Source organism: Archaeoglobus fulgidus DSM 4304 (genome assembly GCF_000008665.1).
Lineage (GTDB): Archaea > Halobacteriota > Archaeoglobi > Archaeoglobales > Archaeoglobaceae > Archaeoglobus > Archaeoglobus fulgidus.
In genome coordinates this window covers 1,890,983-1,908,094 of record NC_000917.1, presented here as the reverse complement: position 1 = coordinate 1,908,094, position 17,112 = coordinate 1,890,983, and the positions used below count along the sequence as shown (strand labels likewise).

The window sequence follows — 17,112 nt, the reverse complement described above, 5'->3', positions numbered from 1 at the left end:
AATTTAAATTTTTCCATAAAAAATGATTAAGATTATTATCATGGTTATTATTAACTCACTTCGTCAAAAACCTCATCACATCCTGCTTCGTGATTATTCCCACGACTTTCTCTCCCTGAACAACTAACACCGCAGGATGCTCCATTAGAAGCTTAGAAACAACGTTAACGCTCTCTTCCGGATCAACTACAGGAAAGGGGTCACCCATAACTTCCCTTACCCTTATGCTCTCCGCCCCCTCTCCCTTCTCCAGCACAGCCCTAACCACATCGGCCTCGGTTACCCCGCCTACGAGCTTGTCATTCTCCATAACGGGAAGCTGTGATATCTCCTTCTCGGTCATAAGCTCTGCAACGGTCTTTAATGAGTCGCTCGGCGATACGAAAATCACGGGGGAGTTCATCACAACCCTCGCCTCCACCCTGCCCCCTTCAATCTCCTCGAGAACTCTCAGCATTTTCTTGACCAAAGAAAGCTTGGGGTCAAACTTTCCTGCTTCGATTCTCGCTATTAAGGGCTGGCTCACCCCGACGAGCTCGGCAAGCTTTTTCTGACTCAAACCAAGCTTTTTCCTCTTTCTTCTGATTTCCTCGATTTCGGGGAACATCAAACTAATTCTGTCTTTTTACTAAAAAATCTGTCGTAGAGAAAGAGGTAGAACAGTATGTCCCTCGCAAACCTGCCAAACCTCTCCCTCGCAATCTCCCTCACTTTTTCCGCACTCTGAATCTCCCCATTGAAGTAAAGCCTTGAAACCGCCCTCCTCACGCCAAGATCATCTGCTGGAAAAACGTTCTTGCCGAGGGCCATTGACAGAACAAGCTCAGCTGTCCACCTGCCTATGCCCTTGAAGGAAGTGAGATACTCGTATGCCTCCTCTTCACCCCACTCCTTCAACTCCTCCAGATTCTCCTCCTTGGCAATCTCCACAATCAGCTCCGCCTTCCTCCTGCTCAGCCCGCACTCTCTCAGCCCCTCTACCCCAGCTTTCAGAATGGCCTCCTGAGTGGGAAAGCCGTAAAATTTCAGCCCATTCCATTCAACCTCATCACCAAACCTCCCAACAATTTTTGCAGCAAGTTTCTCCGCAACTACGAAAGAGATTTGCTGCTGTATGATGGCCTTGGCAATGCCCTCAAAAACGCTCATCGACATCAAACCAGCCCTGCCAAACCCGTAGAACCTGTTTTTTAGCATCCTTAACTTTTCATCACCGTCCATAAACCTGTAAAGCTCCTCCGGATTCTGCAGGCCTAAGTATTCGACAAGCTTACGCCTGACCGCTTCCCACTCCCTATTCTCAAAATTCCCCTCAACCACAATCGTTCTCTCACTCTCCGGATAAGCCATCACCGCAACTGCCCTGCCATCCAGCACGATGGCTCTTCTCCACACACCGCTTTCAACAACATCCGGAGTAGGCAGCTCAGGCAGAACGAAGAATTTCATCTTCAGTTCCCAGTTTACCGCATGCTTCAGCTCAATTCTCCACATGTTCACAACCTTTTTAATACGCCTTTTAGTGCAGCCATTATGGATGACGTCGTGATAGGGCTTGAGGTTCACGTTCAGCTTAACAGGCTCAGAACTAAACTTTTCTGCTCATGCCCCCTTAACTATCACCAAAGCCCTCCCAACACCCACGTCTGTCCAGTATGCCTCGGAATGCCGGGGGCTATGCCCGTCATCAACAAGGAAGCTGTTAAAGCTGCTGTGAAGGTGGCCATGGCCTTAAACGCAGAAATACAGCCCTTCACAGTCTTCGACAGGAAGAACTACTTCTACCCCGATTTGCCGAAAGGATTTCAAATCAGCCAGTACGACCGCCCCTTGGCCCTTGGTGGTTACGTCACCATTGAGCTCGACGGTCAGGAGAAGAGAATTCAGCTCAAGAGGGTGCACATGGAGGAAGACCCTGGAAAGCTCAGCTACAAAGGTTCGATTACGACGGCAAAGTACTCTCTCATCGACTACAACAGAAGCGGCGCCCCTCTGCTTGAAATTGTTACAGAGCCGGTGATGAACTCGCCCAAGGAGGCGAGGCTTTTCCTGAACAAGCTCAGGATGATTCTTGAGTATCTCGAAGTCTTCGATGGGGATCTGGAGGGGGCCATGAGGGTTGATGCCAACATCTCCATCAGAGGGAGTGGCAGAGTGGAGATAAAGAACATTTCATCCTTCAAGGGCGTTGAAAAGGCCCTGAGCTACGAAATTATGAGGCAGAAGAACCTCCTGCAGAGGGGGAGAAGTGTTGTTAGAGAAACGAGGCACTTTGATGAAGCAAGGAACATCACGGTTTCGCTCAGAAGCAAGGAGGAAGAGCAGGACTACCGCTACTTCCCCGAGCCTGATCTGGTGCCGGTTCTTACGGAGGAGATTGTCAGGGAGGTTGAGGGCACTCTGCCAGAAATGCCAGAGGAGAAGAGGGAGAGGCTAAAGCGGCAGTACGGCATTGGTGATAACTTTGCCAAGGTGCTGATTCTCGACGTAAAGATGGCAGACTACTTTGAAGAGGTTGCGAAGCTGGTTGATCCAAAACTTGCGGCAAGCTGGATTGTTGACGTGCTGAGAGGAGAGCTTAATTACAGAGACTGGAGCTTTGCCAAGTGCTGGGAGGTTTTCAAGCCGGAGGAGTTTGCCAAGCTGCTGAAGTACTTCGAAGAGGATAGGATAACGGAGAAGGGAGTTGTTGAGGTCATAAGGACGAAGCTTGATGAGGGTGGAGAGATTGATGCAATCATCCAGAAGAAGGGGCTTTTCGCCATTCCAAAGGAAGAAATCATAAAATTCTGCAAAGAGGCCATTGAGGAGAATCCGAAGGCTGTTGAGGACTACCTCAGCGGAAAGAGGCAGGCCCTGAACTTCCTCGTCGGGCAGGTTATGAAAAAAACTCGCGGAAGGGCTGATCCTGCTGATACGGCAAAGCTCATAGAAGAAATGCTCTCATGAGGCTGGCCGTAGTTGTTCCCGTCTCGCCCTTTGAGGATGAGGAAATAATCAGAAGAAGCATCGAGCACCTGAAGTCCCTTGACTACGATGATTTTGAAGTGAGGTTTGTCTATGTAATTGACTCCAACGGTAAGGATGACAGAAGGGCTGAGCTGGCTGAGAAACTCGGAGCAGAGGTTGTTTTCAGGAAGGACAGAAGGGGGAAGAGGGCTGGGGCTATAAACGATGCCATCAAGCGCCTCTCCAGCTTCAAACCAGACTACGTAGCAATCTTCGACGTAGATTCGAGGCCCGAGAAGAACTTCGTGGTTGAGTGCGTCAAAGCCCTTGAGGGCTGCGAGGACTGCTACATAGCTTCAACAAAGAGGTACATCAGCAACCCCATCAACCTTGTCACCGAGACTGTTGAGGCCGAGTACTACCTAATCAACTTCCTCCTTGGGAAAAGCAGGTTCAGGCAATTTAACGGTTTAATTGGGGTTTTGAGGGCAAAGTTTTTGATGGAGGAGGGGCTGAACGAGTGGGCTGTTGCCGAGGACGCCGACTTTGCGACAAGAATGCATGCTAAAGGGAGAAGGGCAATTCTCGTCAGAACATCAAAAATATACGAGCAGTCTCCGCTAACATGGAAAGACCTCTACAACCAGAGAAAGAGGTGGTATTACGGGGGTTTGCAGCTGTGGAGGTACAGGAAGGAAATGAGGAAGGCCCCGTGGGGAGTGAGGCTCTCTTGGTACATGGCTCTCACCCTCACCTTCATACCCATCCTTTTCCTGCCCCTTCTTCTCCTTTCTCCTCTCCTGCTTATCTACCACTTCCGCAGACTTTCCAAAGTAAAGGTGACTCTCGGACTTTTCATCCACACAATCATGCTACAGTATGCCGCAGTAAGAGCTTTATTCTCCTTTGTCAGAAAAAGGGAGGTTGAGTGGGAAGCTATGCAGAGGGTGGTTGAATGAGGAAGCTAACTTTGCTGCCGCTGCTTTTGATCATAACCGGATTGTTGACTGTGCAAGCTGCAGAGCTCCACTTTCAGGTCTTCATTAAGGGGTACAACGGCACGGCTGAGCTGGGCATATTCGGGGAGAACCTGTCAAAGGTTGAAACCGTAAAAAATGGTTCGATCATAAGCTTACCGGCAGGAAACTACACGCTTACGCTTTTTGCGCTCAACAAAACCTTCGTCAAAGATTTGAGGCTTGACAGTAACAAAACCGTTACGTTCAACCTTCTGTTCACAAACAGAACGGAAAATCTGAGCATGATGAGGCATGCAATCGTCCAGCCGAGCCTCGAAGTTTTTGAGATAGTCCTCATAACCAATTCAGGAGGGGAGAACTTCGAGGGAGACCTTGCAATCCCCCTCCCCGAGCATACGGGATTGAAAATCTCCGACTCCTCTCTGAGTTTTCTGGATTTTTCTGATCTCAATGGAAATCTCACTCTGAAGAAGCTCATCGTCCCCGCGAACAGCACGGGTGAGGTATCCATCACCTACAGGCTGGTTAAGCCAAAGCTTTCACTAAGTGGAGCTGAAAACCAGACTGTTCTCATTTTTACGACTCTTCCGGTTACCAATCAAAGCAACGCAGCATACAGGGGAGTTCAGCAGTTTAAAGGCGTGGATTACAGCGTTTACCAGTGCAAAACAAAGTGTGTTCTAGAGTTCAAGGTGGAACCTGAGATAAAGATAGACAAAACGTCCGCATTCGTCATTCTAACAGCTTCAGCCTTGATTTTCATCTACCTATTTACCAAAAGAGGTGGCTGGGAGAAGTAGTTTGTCAGGTGCAAAATTTTTTAACAGGAAAATAACTCAATTATATGGTTTCAATAAAAGAACATCTTGAGGAACTTCTCGAATCTTTCGACTACAGCGGAGATGTTGAGGAGAGAATAAGGCTTCTGAGGGCCGCTATCGGTAGAATCGGAAACATGTTCTACGGCACAGAGAATGAGGAGATTTACGCTGATCAGGTGAGAAGAATAAAGCTCAGGCTGAGAGAGCTGAGAGAAACTTATGCTACCAGTGAAGACAACTGGAGAGAGCTTATGGACAATCTGGAGGAATTGAGAGACCAGATTGAGAGGCTTGCCATAAGGGGAGGAATTATAGAGAAATAACATGATGCTCGACGATATCGGCAGCTTTCCCCTTCCCAAGGGGATTACGAGGGAGTGGGTGGAGCGAAACCTCCACACGAAAGAATACGAGGAGATGGTTCAGAGAGCTTTCCTCATGAAGGCGAAGGTTCTCGACGTCCCTACTTATCCGCAGTTCAGGGACATGATAGAGATGTTCATGCAGCCCATAAAGGCCAACCAGGTGGAGCCCTACCTTATAGACGAAAGGAAGGCCGTAATTCCGGAGCTTGAGTATGTTGAAAAAATGAGCGTTGAGGCTGTGAGGGTCTGCATCACCGGCCCCTTTGAGCTCTACTACAGGGAGTTTGGGGGCGTGATTTACGAGGACATTCTGCTGAACCTTGCAGAGTCGGTGAGAAGGTTTGTGGAGAATGCGGCAAAGCACGAAAATGTCGTTTGTATAAGCATCGACGAGCCCAGCCTCGGAATCGCTCCGGACTTGCAGCCGGATGAGGAACTTTTACAGAAAGCTCTGGACTACAAAGTTAAGCAGGACGTGCAGATTCACCTTCACGAGCCGCTCTACTACGAGAAGATTCTTGAAACGTCTGTAGATGTTATCGGCATTGAGTGCGCTAAAAAGCCAGAGAACATGGACTTCATTGATGCTGAGGCTGTTGCATCAGCGGAAAAAAAGCTCAGAATCGGGGTTGCGAGGAGCGATATTGACGGAATAATAGCCGAGTTCAACGCCTTGCACGGCGTTAATGCGTGGGGCAATGAGGAGCTAATCTCCCTCGCAATCGATGAAATAGAGCCTGTGGAGAAAATTGCGGAGAGGATCAGCAAGGCAAAAGAGCGCTTTGGAGATTTGCTTGCTTACATCGGCCCTGATTGTGGGCTGTTCTCCTTCCCCTCTCAGGAGCTGGCTTTGCAGCTGCTTGAAAATGTGAGGAAAGCTGTGAGAGAGGGCTGAGTATGGACATCGCTGGCTACCTCAGCTTCTTTTTTGCAAGCTTCACGACGCTCTTCATAATAATCGACCCTCCTGGAAATCTGCCGATTTTCATAGCGTTAACGGAGAGATTCAGCGATGAGTACAGGGAGAAAATTTCGAAAAGAGCAACAATCATTGCCTTCCTGATTCTGTTCATCACGATGGTGACGGGCGGTAAAATTCTCGACTACTTCGGCGTTTCCATCAGCAGCCTGAAAATTGCGGGAGGAATACTTCTCTTCATTTCCTCAGTCGATATCCTCCTCGGCGGGACTAGAAGGGAGGCTTACAAAAGAAGGGCTGAGGAAAGCATTGATGTGGATTCCATTGCTGTATTCCCCCTCGCCCTGCCTCTCTACACTGGCCCCGGAGCGATTACGGCAGGAATCGTGCTTTACTCGCAGGCGGGAGATGTGGTGATGAAACTGCTCGTCGTTCTGAGTGCCGCGCTGGTTTACTCGATCGTCAGGCTGAGCCACATCTACAGCGCCCCAATCATCAGACTCCTCGGCCGGAGCGGTGCGGACATTGCGGCGAGAATACTCGCCATATTCCTTGCTGCGATAGCTGTGGAGTTCGTCTTCGACGGGCTTGCAGAAAAATTGGTTTCAATGGACCTTTGAAACAACCTCGGCTCTATCAGCCTCGCTTTTAATCATTTTTGCGATGTAAACGAACGGAGTGTCGAGGGCAGCAACAATGAACTTCATGATATATGAGGTCACGAAAATCTCAGCGATAAGCTCCCATGGAAACACCTGCTCCCAGAAAACTCCGAAGCCAACGAAGGCAATCCACGTGAAGACTGCATTGTCGATTAGCTGCGAAACCATCGTCGATGCGTTGTTTCTCAGCCAGAGGAATCTGCCCTTCGTTCTCCTTTTCCAGAAGTCAAAGGCCCAGACGTCGTGGAGCTGAGAAACCAAGTAGGCTGTGAGACTGGCAACAGTTATTCTCGGCATTATTCCGAATATCTGCTCCAGGTGAGGGCTTAAAGTGTCGCTCTCGTGGGGAATGAAGGCAAGGCATATTTGCATAAGCAGTGTGAACACAACGAGAACGAAGAATCCTACTTCTACGGCCTTTTTGGCCTCTCTCTTCCCGTAGTTTTCGCAGAGGATGTCAGTGACAAGGAAGGTTGTTCCGTAAACGATGTTGCCCATCGCCGTAACGAGCCCAAAGAACCTTATCGTCTTCATAACCTGAATGTTAGCCAGAATAATTGCCATTGCCGTCCATGCGTAAAGCCCTGTTCGACCGAAAAGTCTGTAGGCTAGGATTATCCCCACAAAGCTTGCAAACAGTAGAGCGAACCACAGCAGCTCGTTCTGCATGCAGCAAAATCTGCACTCTGGTGAAAAATTTTTGGGTTGTGGATCCAATGTGGAAACCTTAATATATCTCATAATTGTAGTAATAATCATGAATAGTATTGTGATTAATAACTCTGGATTCTGGAAAGAAGTTGTGGAGAATTCCCTGGTGGGAGTGTTCGTTGTTGATGAGGATTTAAAAATAAGATATGTAAATAAAATCGTTGAAACGTTTACGGGCTACTCAAAGGATGAAATTTACAGAATTGGAGTATTCAGGCTTGCTCCTGAGGAAGAACACGAAATGATTATCCAGAACTACTTAAAAGGGCTGAAAGGGGAGAAGGTCTTCATGGAAAACAGGTACATCACGAAAGACGGAAAGGTGAGGTGGGTCTGGGGCTTTATCGTTCCGGTAGAGATTGAGGGAAAAAGATTTGGTGTGGGAAACTGGATAGACATTACAGCCAACAAAATGCTTCAGGCCAGGCTGAAAGAGAGCGAGGAGTTCCACAGGTCGCTGATTGAGGAGTCAGTCGCACCTGTGGCGATTGTTCAGGACGGTGTTTTCGTTTACGCCAACAGGGCCTTCGAGGAGATAACGGGTTATACGAGGGAGGAATTGAACGGAGTAAATCCTTTCGAGTTTTTCATACATCCCGATGACAGGAATGCAGTTCTGGAGAAGTACCTAAGGCTTATTTCCGGAGAAAGCGATGTGGAGTCCCACGATTTCAGAGTATTCTCAAAATCGGGAAGAGAGATATGGGCGAGCGTTAGGGGAAGCAGGATATCTTTGAACGGCAGATCTGCAGTAGCTATAACCGCAATCGACATCACAGAATTGAAGAAAAGCGAGGAGTTCCACAGGTCGCTGATTGAGAAGTCCTTGGCGCCCATTCACATAGTCCAGAGCGGCAGGATTGTTTACGCCAACGAGGCTTTCGAGAGCGTTACCGGCTTTGGAAAGCATGAGCTTAGCGAATTGGAAGGCCTTGAACTGCTGATACACCCCGAAGACAGGGACTTCGTCTCGAAAAAGTATCGGGAAGTGGAGTCGGGCATAAGCAGGGCGGAAGACATCAGCTTTAGGATAGTGACGAAGAGCGGAGAGGTCAGATGGGTAACGGTCAGGCTTGTGAGAATTGATTACGATGGAAAACCAGCTGTCGCCTCAACGGCTTTGGACACAACCAGAATACACATTCTGACCGATGAGCTGAGGAGGAAGAGCGAGCACCTATCGCTGCTAAACAAAATGCTTAGACACGACATTCTCAACGATTTAACCGTAATAAGGGCTGCCATTGAGCTTAAAGATGAAAAGCTGCTTGAAACTGCACTTTCAAAGATAGACAGGATTTCGAGGATGATTTACGAGGTGAAAAATCTTGAAATGGCTGGAGATGTAAGGAAGGAGATAAATCTTACAGAAGTTGTTCGAGAGATTGCTGCAACCTTCAGAGAAATGGCTGAGATCGATCTTGACCTTGAGGACGTGACGGTTTTGGCTAACGAGAATGTCAGAACTGTGGTCTTCAACCTCATCAACAATGCGATAAAGCACTCAGGCAGGGATGATGTGAAGATAAGCGTGGAGACCTACGCTGAAAACGGATGGGGTGTGCTCGTTGTCAGGGACAACGGAAAGGGCATCCCAGATGAGCTTAAGGAGAAGATTTTCGAGGAGGGATTCTCCGCAGGTTATGGCACAGGCTTGGGCCTTTTCATCGTCAAAAAGATGGTTGAGCTCTATGGAGGAAGCATAGAGGTCAGGGACAACGAGCCGAGCGGGGCAATGTTTGTCGTAAAGCTGCCAAAAAGGTTCAGAGAACGATGTGTTTGATGTGCTCAGGAATATCCTCATCCCCCTCATAGCCCAAAGCTCTGTTTACAGCGTGCCTCGCTATGTAACCACCGACGTGGAGCAGAGTTTCATTGTATTCGTTGTCCCTCTCCATGCTTGCGGTGCAGGGATAGCTGTGGTGGGCTTCAGCAACAACATTCCAGAGCTCCCTCATTTTTCCCTCCTTCACCTCACTGAAGTCGAATCCCCTGAGCTTTACTCCTATGTAGTACGCACAGCCGCACGGTTGAGACCTTGAGATTCTCACGTAGGCTTTGCCGTCTTCAAGCAGCTCAATTTCGAACTCAGGGTAGCCGATTCTCATCTCCTCAATCATTCTGTTAATTGTTGGATGTTCCTCACTTGGCCTTAGATTGCAGAAGGGCTTTGGGGCGGCAAACTCAAGGCCAAGCTCGTCGCACTTCTCCCTTATCTGCTTCGCCAGGCCGGGAGAGCACCACCTTGGCTCCTCAACGGGAACAATGAGGGCCTTAACCTTCCCCTTAAGCTTTTCAGGCATTACTGCGAGAACGTCAGGATGGAGGTTGATCGCAACCGCAATGTCTGCTTCTGGAATAACCTTTGGCAAAAAGTCTTCAGCGTTCTCAATGAAGTCGGGCATTGTTGTCGGGTCGGGCATCGAAAAAACGGCTATTATGTTTTTGGAGAAGTTGTAAAGCCCCTCCTTGCACTGTGTGCAGCCATCAATTCCACATGCCCCGTAAGACGGGCAGGAGTTGGGATAGTTCATCAGGTTGGCCACAAAGCGCTCCCCGAAAAATCCGTGCTGGAACACTATCAGCTTTAAGTCTGACTGGAACATGAAATTAGAAGGAGTTCAGGAGATATAACCGTATCCCCGAAAACCTTCGAGAAAGGTTTAGACGAACAGGCTCACCTCAACCTCCCTGAATTTCCGGTAGTGCTCAACTATCGTCCTCCCGTCGATGAACGGTATGCCCTTCTCCTCCGCATACTCCATGGCCTTCTCCTTAGTCAGAGCCTTGCCAGTCTCAGCATCCAGCATCTCGCAGATCGCCACTGCTGGAGCTATTCCAGCCATCTCCGCAAGGGCAACGCTGAGCTCAGTTTGCCCCACCCTCTCGTAGGTTAGCTTGTCCGCAGCCCTCAGCAGCGCAACGTGCCCCGGACTTCTGAACTCCCTGCCAAAATCAACCTTTTTGCCCATCATAACCTCGTCAACCACTTCTCCAATTCTCCTTATTGTCAGCGCTCTGTCAACGTCGGTTATTCCCGTAAAGGTGTCCCTGTGGTTAACCCAGAGCGAGAAGGAGCTTCTCGAATCGTACTTTATGTCGTCCGCGTCTGCAACCTTCCTTATTTCCGGCAGCTTCTCACTCGCAATTCTCAGCACATCGTGCATGAACGGCAGGCCGAGCTTCTCCGCAGCTACTGGGTGTATTGCAACGCAGATCAGCCCTCCTCCATCAATTCTCATCATCGCAACTTCATCCTTCCCCACGTGGATTGCGGGAATGGCTATGTCCGTTTCCCCCTCTCTATCCTCAAAGTCGTATATCAGCACTGGTGAGCCCTTCCTGAAAGCCCTCAACGACTCTTCAAAGTCGAGTATCATAAAATCACCTCCACCTCCACGAAGTCCCCATCCTTCAATCCGAGCTTATCTCTGAGCTTTACCGGAGATATTACCTCGAGAATTTCCGCCGGATAGTGCGTTCTTTTCGGAATCACAATTGCCCCCTCGATACCGTTTATTCTGCACTTGAATGCCTTAACCTCTCCAAAGGTTCTGTCCTCAGTCGAGAAACCTTCGATAAGGATTCCCCTCTCCTCATCCAGCCTTCTCCTGAAGTACATTTCCTCCTTCGGAATTCTGAGGTTGAGCGTGCCCGGGTAGGGGTCGAAGCCTAGCTTCTCCCTGAACTGCTTCCTGTAACCCTCAAGAGAGACGTAGTATCTCCCTTCCCCAACTCCGCTGAAAACCTCTCCCTTTATTTTAATCGTGCCCTCGTCATCGAAAATTTTCTTGTAGTCCATGTACTCCTTGTAGAGAAGCTGCTTCCCCTTCTCTGTTATCACCACAAACTGCCCGTCTTTGGTGAGTGTGCGGTCTATTAGCCCTTCATCTTCGAGCTCCTTCAGTTTTCTCGCAGCTGTCTGCAGACTCTGCCCTATGTGCTCTGCAAGCTCCTTTGAGCTTATTTTCACGACCTTCCTTGTCGCGTTCATCATCGCCAAGGCCTTGAGGACTTCGAGCATCTCATATATGAGAAGCACCTCAAAAAATTTAAAGGTTTTTATATCACGAACCATCGTGAGGAAGGCTTTTATTGGCTCTGGACTACTCTTTTTGTGAAGGTTAGAATAGAGTTCTACGCCACGCTCAGAGAAAAGTACGGGAAGAGCATAGAGGTTGAGTGCGACAGCACGCTAAGGGGAGCTTTCATGGCTGCTGCGGAGAAGCTCGGAAAAGACTTCCTCAAGGAGGTTTTCGACGAGAGGGGGAATTTCAGGGACGACAGAATAATAACGGTAAACGGCAGAAACATAAAGGATGAGATGATTGAGAAGCTCAGTGAGAATGCCAGAATCGCTGTTTTTCCACCGGTGGCCGGAGGATGAAGCTCAAAAAACTTCAGATTGAGCCCACCACCTTCTGCACGCTTGACTGCGAGTACTGCCACCGCAAGAGCATCCCACCGCAGGACCTACCACTCGAAGTTCTCGACAGGGTTAACGGCGTTGCGAAGGAGTACGTGATTTATGGCTATGGAGAACCTTTGCTTTACCCCGACTTTTTCAAGAGGATTGAGGGCTTTGACGGAAAGGTAGTGATCAGCACGAACGGAATGCTTGACTCCGATATCCTTGATTTGGCAGACAAGGTCGGAGTTTCAATTGACGTTAATGACAAGTTCAGGAAAGGGCTTGAGGTTGAGAAGGCTCTTGAAGTGCTCAGAAAGCTGGGTGAGAGAGGAATTGCCGAGGTGGTTGTAACAAAGGACAATCTTGAGCTGCTCCCGGCTTTCTTCGAAAGAATAGCTGAGCATGGCTCAGGAATGCTTGCCACCAATGTCGTAGCGTCAAATCCTGCAATTTACGAGCAGGGCGTTTACTTCGAGTGCAGCAGAATCACGGTTGAGAAGGTTCTCGGACTGGATGAGAGCATCCTTGTTGAGGCGATTAAGGACTGCTCCAGAGGTGGGGGAGAGGCGTTGAGGAGATACAAGCACTTGCTCAAAGAAGTGTATTCAAAAGGATACTCCATCAACCTTCTGGCAATTTTCGGTCGAAAGGGAAGAGTAGAGACCGCTTTTAAGGCTGAAGGTGTTTTTGAAATGCTCAGAGATTTGGCAGGGGATTACGGTGTTGAGCTGATTGAGCCCTCTTTCTTCGGAGACTCCAAAGCGAGGGAGTGTCCCTACAGAGATTCTGCCTTTCTGAGAGTTGACGGGAAGATTTCGAGCTGCATGTCCTTTGCCTACACTCACACGGAGTACGTTGACGGCCACTACAAGAAAGTGGAGAAGTTCTGCCCCGGTAACGTCCTGAAAGAGGACATTGACGATGTAATCGGAAAAATGGCCGAGTTTGAAAGGGTCAGGGCGGATATGGAGAACTTCCCGTGGTGCGCCGACTGCCCCTACGTTGAGGGTTGCTGGTACGCCGAAACAAACGTTGACTGCTATGCCAACTTACCATCATGCAGCGAATGCCTCTACAGCAGCGGCATAGCGAAATGTCTGCTTGGGGATTGATTGTTTATTATGAATTCATATAGATGGGTCGTTCTTGCAATGTACATCCTTGCGGGCATCGTTTCGCAGATCATGTGGATTACCTTCTCGCCCATCCTGCCCATTGTGGAGGAAATCTACAGTGTGGGGGATGCGGAAGTCGGGCTGCTTTCTGCCGTTTTTCCAATCGTCTTCATAGTCCTCGCTCTTCCAGTAGGCTACTACGTTGACAGAAGGGGGTTCAGGAAAGCGGTTCTGCTGGGAAGTGCCTTCTTTGCCGTTTTTGGCCTGCTGAGGGCCTTTGCAGCAACCTTTGAAATGCTGCTGGCATTCCAAACTCTAACCGCTGTGGGGCAGCCTTTCATATTCAACAGCATCTTGTCAAGAGCTGGTTCCCTGCCGAGGAGGCAGGACTTGCAACTGGTCTGGGGAGCATCTCCCTTTTCATATGAACAATTGTCGGCCTCGGCCTGACCCCGGCTTTGACGGTAAGCATTGGTTTCGAGAGCATGCTGCTGATTTACGGCATCTTCGCCTTCGTCGTGCTGGTTTTCTTTTACTTGCTGGGCAAGGAGACTGGAGGGGAGATGGAGGAGGAGTACAGGCTGAGGGAGTACTTAGAGGTGCTTAAAAACAGAAACGTTGTGATTCTCTCCGTCATTGCCTTCATTGGGGTGGGGATATTCACAGCCTACCTCACTTGGGTTGAGCCGGTTCTGGAGGAGCATGGCTTAACTGTGGAGACTGCTGGACTTACAGCCACAGCTTTCCTTCTGGGCGGGATTTTTGGCAGCATTATCATTCCAGCCTTATCTGACAGGGCCGGCAAAAGAAAGCCCTTCCTCTATTTATGCTTCATAATCTCAGCTGTGCTGTTTTATATCCACGCAATCGCCTTCGGTATGGCAATGGTGGCAGCTGTGCTCTTCGTTCTGGGATTCTTCTTCATCTCTGCCCTTCCACTTGCCCTCGACTTATCTGCAACTTCAGTTGGAGAGCAGTTTGCCGGAACCGCCAACTCCTCTCTATGGCTGTTCTCTCAGGTGGGTTCGGTTGTGCTGATAGTTTTGTTCGAGAGTATGGCGAGCTGGAACTCCACGCTGCTCCTCTCCGCCGGACTTCTTGCTGTGTCCTTCCTCCTCGCTCTGCAGCTCAAAGAGTAAAATCAAAGGCCACCTTCACCGCCCCACTTTTCCCTTTTTCAATCGCAGCCCTCAGAGCTTTCTTGTAGTCCTCGATGGTGAATCTGTGGGTAAGCAGAGAAGAGAGGTCAACTTTTTTGAGGATTTCAAAGGCTATGTCGAAGGCATCCCTTTTCTCCCCATTAACCTCCTCAATTCCGCATCCAAAAGTTCCCAACACGCTCAGCTCTTTCGCAAATACAGGAGCCCAGTCCACGCCCATCTTGGCTACGGTTCCCGCAATCACAACTCTGCCAAGAGGCTTGGTTATTCTCAGGGCTGTATCCACGGTCTGGGGAATTCCGGTGCACTCAAAGGCCACATCAACCCCACCACCAATGAACATTGGTTTGTCCCTCGGCGGGCGGTAAACTCTTCCACCCGTCATCTCGGCAATCCTCTCTACGGGATTTTCAGTTACCACCCCATCAGCTCCAAATTTTCTTGCCAGCTCGGCCTGTCTTTCACTTATATCAATCCCGATGATTTCACCCCTGAAGCCAAGGTGTCTCAGGGCGATGATGGTGCAGATGCCGATAACACCACAACCCACAATTGCGACAACCTCTCCATCATCGGGAAAGCTTCTCAGGGCTGAGTGGATTCCTATGGTGAGCGGCTCAGCGAACACAGCGTTTTCATCCCTAATCCCCTCTGGCACTCTAACAAGCTGAGATTCGTGGGCCACAAAGTACTCTGCCCACCCTCCTCCTGTATCCCTGCACGTTCCCGTGAATATGCCGGGAGAGATTCTGCCCCTATCCACATTATGGCAGGCGGCAAAATGGCCTTTTCTGCACGCATCGCAGTCATCAAATCCTCTAACTCTGCAGGAAAGGGCTGTATTGATGACAACCCTCTCCCCTTCCTGTGCATCTGCCTCCTTCCCCACCTCAACAACCTCTCCTACCACCTCATGGCCCGGGATGAAGGGGAAGGATGTCAGCGGGGCTAAATAGAAGCTCTCCTGAAGAGTTATGATTCTGAGGTCTGACCCGCAAATCCCGCAGAGCCTCGTCTTTACCTTGACCCAGTCCTCGTCGGGCAGCGCAGGTTCAGGGTAGTTTTTGTAGTATTTCAGCAACGATAGGGGGCTGTAGTAAACGCTTTTCGTAACCTTCCCCAGCAGCAGGCTCAGTGCTGCTTTCCAAAGCCTTAACTCAACAACCAGAGCCCTCATACTGGTGGAGGATTGCAGCCCTCAAGCCACACGATTGAGAGAGTAATCAAGTCTGGCGGGGAGAGATTGGCCTCCTGCGAGATTTTCACGTCCAGTAAAGCTGGTTTGTCTGAGCTTTCAGCCTTGTCGAGTGCTGTGGCAATGTCCTCGGGCTCCTCAACCCTCTGCCCGTACCATCCCATCGACTCAGCCACTTTATCGTATCTGACATCCTTGAAGTCAACACCTATGAACCTCCCGCCAAAGGCCGCCTTCTGCGAGCCTTTAATCATCCCCCAGCAGCCGTCGTTCATGACCACAGCTGTAATTTTCACCCCTTCCCTGCTTGCCGTCTCAAGTTCCTCCATTGTCAGGCCGAAGGCACCATCCCCCGCTATCAGGTAAACGGGCCTGTCGGGGTTGGCAAGCTTCGCTCCGATGGCGTATGGCAGTCCCGTGCCAAGGTGGCCAGAGTCAGCCGCCCACAGGAAGGTGTTGGGCTCGTAAATTCTGTTGAGATATGAAGCCCAAACTGCCGTGTTGCCTCCATCAACGCAGGAGATGGCGTTTCTGGGATAAAACTCCCTGACCTCCTTAATCACCCTCAGCGGGTGAATGGGCTTCTCACCGCTTTCAGCCAGCTTCAAAAACCCCTCAAGCCAATCCTGCTGCATTTTCCTGTATTCCTTGAGCCTGTCAACCGGCTCCCTCTTCTCCCCCTTCTTCTTCACCGCCTCAATCAACGCCTTCAGAGTCTCCTTAGCATCTCCAACAATTGCAACATCAACTGGGCGGTTTAGGGCAATCATCTCTGGGTCGATGTCTATCTGAATGGTCTTCTGCTGCTCAGGGTCACCCCATGCTGGTGGCTTTCCCCAGAAATCCAAGTCGCCCATCTTGCTTCCAACAACCAGAATAACATCAGCCTCGTTCTGGGCTGTGATTGCTGCCGGACTTGCAGGGAGGATGCAGAGCGGGTGGTCTTCCGGAATTGCTCCCCTCCCGCCCATTGTGGTTGTTACAACAGCTCCAAGATACTCGGCAAGCTCTCTAAGCTCATTCCAAGCCTTAGCCCTCAGAACCCCTGTCCCTGCGTGAATGAGCGGTCTCTCAGCGTTGTAGAGCATTTCAGCAGCCTTCTCCACCAGCTCAGGATGCCCCACAGGGGGCTTCATCGGTCTGTAGCGCTCAGGCCCGTAAACCTTCGCAAAGCTCTCCTCCTGACCGTTGTAGAGCACGTCAGATGGGAAATCAAGGTGCACAGGCCCCGGCCTGCCCGAAAGGGCAATTCTTATGGCCCTCTGAACGAGTTCTGGAATCCTCTCCCAGTGTGAAACCACCGCATTCCACTTCGTTATTGGCTTGAAGAGGTGGTACTGGTCTAAAGCCTGCATTGAGCCGTGGTCAGGGTAGCTCTTCCACGTCTGGTTTTGAGCTGTGATTACGAGCATGGGAACGCTGTCCGCAAAGGCAGGATAAACTCCCGGAACCAAATCAGCCCCACCCGGGCCTATCGTGCCAACGCAAACCCCAATCTCACCGCTAACTCTTGCGTAAGCATCTGCCATGCTCGCCGCAGCCTGTTCGTGCCTGCAGTTTACGAACTTCATTCCGTGCTTCTCCCCAACCCTTTTTATCGCATCGAGGAAGGTGAGAAGCTGCCCTCCCGGAACTCCAAAGATGTACCTGACATTCTCCTTTATCAAACACCTCACAAGCAACTCTCCTCCAGAAATCTGCGCCATACTCGATTTATGATTATAATTTTAAAAAGTTTGCTAAGGTTGATTTTGTCAGGCTGCAAGAGTTTAAAACCCATCGAATACGATTAATCAAAAAGAATAAATAATCGTGCTGAGGAAA

The 17,112-nt window shown here is 49.8% G+C and carries 19 protein-coding genes; 11 read left to right on the top strand and 8 right to left on the bottom strand.

What is annotated here, in order from left to right:
* Positions 1 to 55: 55 nt before the first annotated feature.
* Together AF_RS10660 and AF_RS10655 are read right to left on the bottom strand one after the other, a co-directional pair.
* Positions 56 to 607, bottom strand: a complete 552-nt coding sequence (locus AF_RS10660) for a CBS domain-containing protein (RefSeq protein ID WP_010879609.1) — start codon at positions 605 to 607, stop codon at positions 56 to 58.
* The gene (locus AF_RS10655; protein WP_143274470.1) at positions 607 to 1,566 is read right to left on the bottom strand and encodes a DNA-3-methyladenine glycosylase family protein; all 960 of its coding nucleotides are present in this window, start codon (positions 1,564 to 1,566) and stop codon (positions 607 to 609) included. The genes AF_RS10660 and AF_RS10655 overlap by 1 nt, the downstream gene beginning before the upstream one ends.
* On the opposite strand from AF_RS10655, the gene gatB reads away from it, so the two are divergent.
* From gatB to AF_RS10625, 6 genes are read left to right on the top strand one after another with little or no spacing between them, the layout of a single operon-like run.
* Entirely contained in the window at positions 1,534 to 2,949 is a 1,416-nt protein-coding gene (gatB, locus tag AF_RS10650; RefSeq protein ID WP_048064531.1) for an Asp-tRNA(Asn)/Glu-tRNA(Gln) amidotransferase subunit GatB, read from the top strand. The two genes, AF_RS10655 and gatB, sit on opposite strands and share 33 nt — an antisense overlap.
* Positions 2,946 to 3,908, top strand: coding sequence for a glycosyltransferase (locus AF_RS10645; protein ID WP_010879606.1), 963 nt, complete (start codon positions 2,946 to 2,948; stop codon positions 3,906 to 3,908). The genes gatB and AF_RS10645 overlap by 4 nt, the downstream gene beginning before the upstream one ends.
* A complete protein-coding gene (locus tag AF_RS10640; RefSeq protein WP_010879605.1) occupies positions 3,905 to 4,729 on the top strand; it encodes a hypothetical protein in 825 nt (274 codons plus the stop codon). The genes AF_RS10645 and AF_RS10640 overlap by 4 nt, the downstream gene beginning before the upstream one ends.
* 44 nt (positions 4,730 to 4,773) lie before the next feature.
* A complete protein-coding gene (locus AF_RS10635; protein ID WP_010879604.1) occupies positions 4,774 to 5,073 on the top strand; it encodes a hypothetical protein in 300 nt (99 codons plus the stop codon).
* A gap of 1 nt (position 5,074) precedes the next feature.
* The gene (locus AF_RS10630) at positions 5,075 to 6,010 is read left to right on the top strand and encodes a methionine synthase (protein ID WP_010879603.1); all 936 of its coding nucleotides are present in this window, start codon (positions 5,075 to 5,077) and stop codon (positions 6,008 to 6,010) included.
* Positions 6,011 to 6,012: 2 nt separating this feature from the next.
* Positions 6,013 to 6,654 carry an NAAT family transporter gene (locus AF_RS10625; RefSeq protein WP_010879602.1) on the top strand — a complete coding sequence of 214 codons (642 nt, stop codon included), beginning with the start codon at positions 6,013 to 6,015 and terminating at the stop codon, positions 6,652 to 6,654.
* Here AF_RS10625 and AF_RS10620 read toward each other — a convergent pair.
* Positions 6,640 to 7,365, bottom strand: a complete 726-nt coding sequence (locus tag AF_RS10620) for a queuosine precursor transporter (protein WP_010879601.1) — start codon at positions 7,363 to 7,365, stop codon at positions 6,640 to 6,642. The genes AF_RS10625 and AF_RS10620 overlap by 15 nt on opposite strands.
* An 88-nt stretch (positions 7,366 to 7,453) precedes the next feature.
* On the opposite strand from AF_RS10620, the gene AF_RS10615 reads away from it, so the two are divergent.
* Positions 7,454 to 9,190, top strand: coding sequence for a PAS domain S-box protein (locus AF_RS10615; RefSeq protein WP_158296897.1), 1,737 nt, complete (start codon positions 7,454 to 7,456; stop codon positions 9,188 to 9,190).
* Here the strand turns inward: AF_RS10615 and AF_RS10610 are convergent.
* From AF_RS10610 to AF_RS10600, 3 genes are read right to left on the bottom strand one after another with little or no spacing between them, the layout of a single operon-like run.
* Positions 9,171 to 10,013 (bottom strand): DUF166 domain-containing protein, encoded by an 843-nt coding sequence (locus tag AF_RS10610; protein ID WP_010879599.1) that lies wholly within the window; start codon positions 10,011 to 10,013, stop codon positions 9,171 to 9,173. The two genes, AF_RS10615 and AF_RS10610, sit on opposite strands and share 20 nt — an antisense overlap.
* Positions 10,014 to 10,070: 57 nt before the next feature.
* A complete protein-coding gene (gene ribB, locus AF_RS10605) occupies positions 10,071 to 10,787 on the bottom strand; it encodes a 3,4-dihydroxy-2-butanone-4-phosphate synthase (protein ID WP_010879598.1) in 717 nt (238 codons plus the stop codon).
* Positions 10,784 to 11,485: a winged helix-turn-helix domain-containing protein/riboflavin kinase gene (locus tag AF_RS10600; RefSeq protein WP_010879597.1), complete on the bottom strand. Its 702-nt coding sequence runs from the start codon at positions 11,483 to 11,485 to the stop codon at positions 10,784 to 10,786. The genes ribB and AF_RS10600 overlap by 4 nt, the downstream gene beginning before the upstream one ends.
* Before the next feature lie 39 nt (positions 11,486 to 11,524).
* Here AF_RS10600 and AF_RS10595 point away from each other — a divergent pair, with 39 nt between their 5' ends.
* The 4 genes from AF_RS10595 to AF_RS13765 are packed head-to-tail and all read left to right on the top strand — an operon-like array spanning position 11,525 to position 14,072.
* Entirely contained in the window at positions 11,525 to 11,794 is a 270-nt protein-coding gene (locus tag AF_RS10595; protein ID WP_010879596.1) for a MoaD/ThiS family protein, read from the top strand.
* On the top strand, positions 11,791 to 12,930 hold the full coding sequence (locus tag AF_RS10590) for a radical SAM protein (protein ID WP_010879595.1): 1,140 nt from the start codon (positions 11,791 to 11,793) through the stop codon (positions 12,928 to 12,930). Before AF_RS10595 ends, AF_RS10590 begins: the two co-directional genes overlap by 4 nt.
* 9 nt (positions 12,931 to 12,939) lie before the next feature.
* Positions 12,940 to 13,383, top strand: a complete 444-nt coding sequence (locus AF_RS13770) for an MFS transporter (RefSeq protein WP_010879594.1) — start codon at positions 12,940 to 12,942, stop codon at positions 13,381 to 13,383.
* Positions 13,384 to 13,391: 8 nt separating this feature from the next.
* Positions 13,392 to 14,072 carry an MFS transporter gene (locus AF_RS13765; RefSeq protein ID WP_158296896.1) on the top strand — a complete coding sequence of 227 codons (681 nt, stop codon included), beginning with the start codon at positions 13,392 to 13,394 and terminating at the stop codon, positions 14,070 to 14,072.
* On the opposite strand, the gene AF_RS10575 is transcribed toward AF_RS13765, so the two are convergent.
* Entirely contained in the window at positions 14,062 to 15,270 is a 1,209-nt protein-coding gene (locus AF_RS10575; protein WP_010879592.1) for a zinc-dependent alcohol dehydrogenase, read from the bottom strand. The genes AF_RS13765 and AF_RS10575 overlap by 11 nt on opposite strands.
* Positions 15,267 to 16,994 carry a thiamine pyrophosphate-binding protein gene (locus tag AF_RS10570; protein WP_010879591.1) on the bottom strand — a complete coding sequence of 576 codons (1,728 nt, stop codon included), beginning with the start codon at positions 16,992 to 16,994 and terminating at the stop codon, positions 15,267 to 15,269. Before AF_RS10570 ends, AF_RS10575 begins: the two co-directional genes overlap by 4 nt.
* Positions 16,995 to 17,112: the final 118 nt, after the last annotated feature.

What these genes read in the sequence shown, in the direction of transcription:
- AF_RS10640 (WP_010879605.1), top strand. Translation starts at nt 3,905, where the DNA reads ATGAGGAAGCTAACTTTGCTGCCGCTGCTTTTGATCATAACCGGATTG.
- AF_RS10590 (WP_010879595.1), top strand. Translation starts at nt 11,791, where the DNA reads ATGAAGCTCAAAAAACTTCAGATTGAGCCCACCACCTTCTGCACGCTT.
- AF_RS13770 (WP_010879594.1), top strand. Translation starts at nt 12,940, where the DNA reads ATGAATTCATATAGATGGGTCGTTCTTGCAATGTACATCCTTGCGGGC.
- ribB (WP_010879598.1), bottom strand. Translation starts at nt 10,787, where the DNA reads ATGATACTCGACTTTGAAGAGTCGTTGAGGGCTTTCAGGAAGGGCTCA.
- gatB (WP_048064531.1), top strand. Translation starts at nt 1,534, where the DNA reads ATGGATGACGTCGTGATAGGGCTTGAGGTTCACGTTCAGCTTAACAGG.
- AF_RS10620 (WP_010879601.1), bottom strand. Translation starts at nt 7,365, where the DNA reads ATGCAGAACGAGCTGCTGTGGTTCGCTCTACTGTTTGCAAGCTTTGTG.
- AF_RS10570 (WP_010879591.1), bottom strand. Translation starts at nt 16,994, where the DNA reads ATGGCGCAGATTTCTGGAGGAGAGTTGCTTGTGAGGTGTTTGATAAAG.
- AF_RS10630 (WP_010879603.1), top strand. Translation starts at nt 5,075, where the DNA reads ATGATGCTCGACGATATCGGCAGCTTTCCCCTTCCCAAGGGGATTACG.
- AF_RS10635 (WP_010879604.1), top strand. Translation starts at nt 4,774, where the DNA reads ATGGTTTCAATAAAAGAACATCTTGAGGAACTTCTCGAATCTTTCGAC.
- AF_RS10645 (WP_010879606.1), top strand. Translation starts at nt 2,946, where the DNA reads ATGAGGCTGGCCGTAGTTGTTCCCGTCTCGCCCTTTGAGGATGAGGAA.
- AF_RS10575 (WP_010879592.1), bottom strand. Translation starts at nt 15,270, where the DNA reads ATGAGGGCTCTGGTTGTTGAGTTAAGGCTTTGGAAAGCAGCACTGAGC.
- AF_RS10660 (WP_010879609.1), bottom strand. Translation starts at nt 607, where the DNA reads ATGTTCCCCGAAATCGAGGAAATCAGAAGAAAGAGGAAAAAGCTTGGT.
- AF_RS10610 (WP_010879599.1), bottom strand. Translation starts at nt 10,013, where the DNA reads ATGTTCCAGTCAGACTTAAAGCTGATAGTGTTCCAGCACGGATTTTTC.
- AF_RS10625 (WP_010879602.1), top strand. Translation starts at nt 6,013, where the DNA reads ATGGACATCGCTGGCTACCTCAGCTTCTTTTTTGCAAGCTTCACGACG.
- AF_RS10600 (WP_010879597.1), bottom strand. Translation starts at nt 11,485, where the DNA reads ATGGTTCGTGATATAAAAACCTTTAAATTTTTTGAGGTGCTTCTCATA.
- AF_RS10615 (WP_158296897.1), top strand. Translation starts at nt 7,454, where the DNA reads ATGAATAGTATTGTGATTAATAACTCTGGATTCTGGAAAGAAGTTGTG.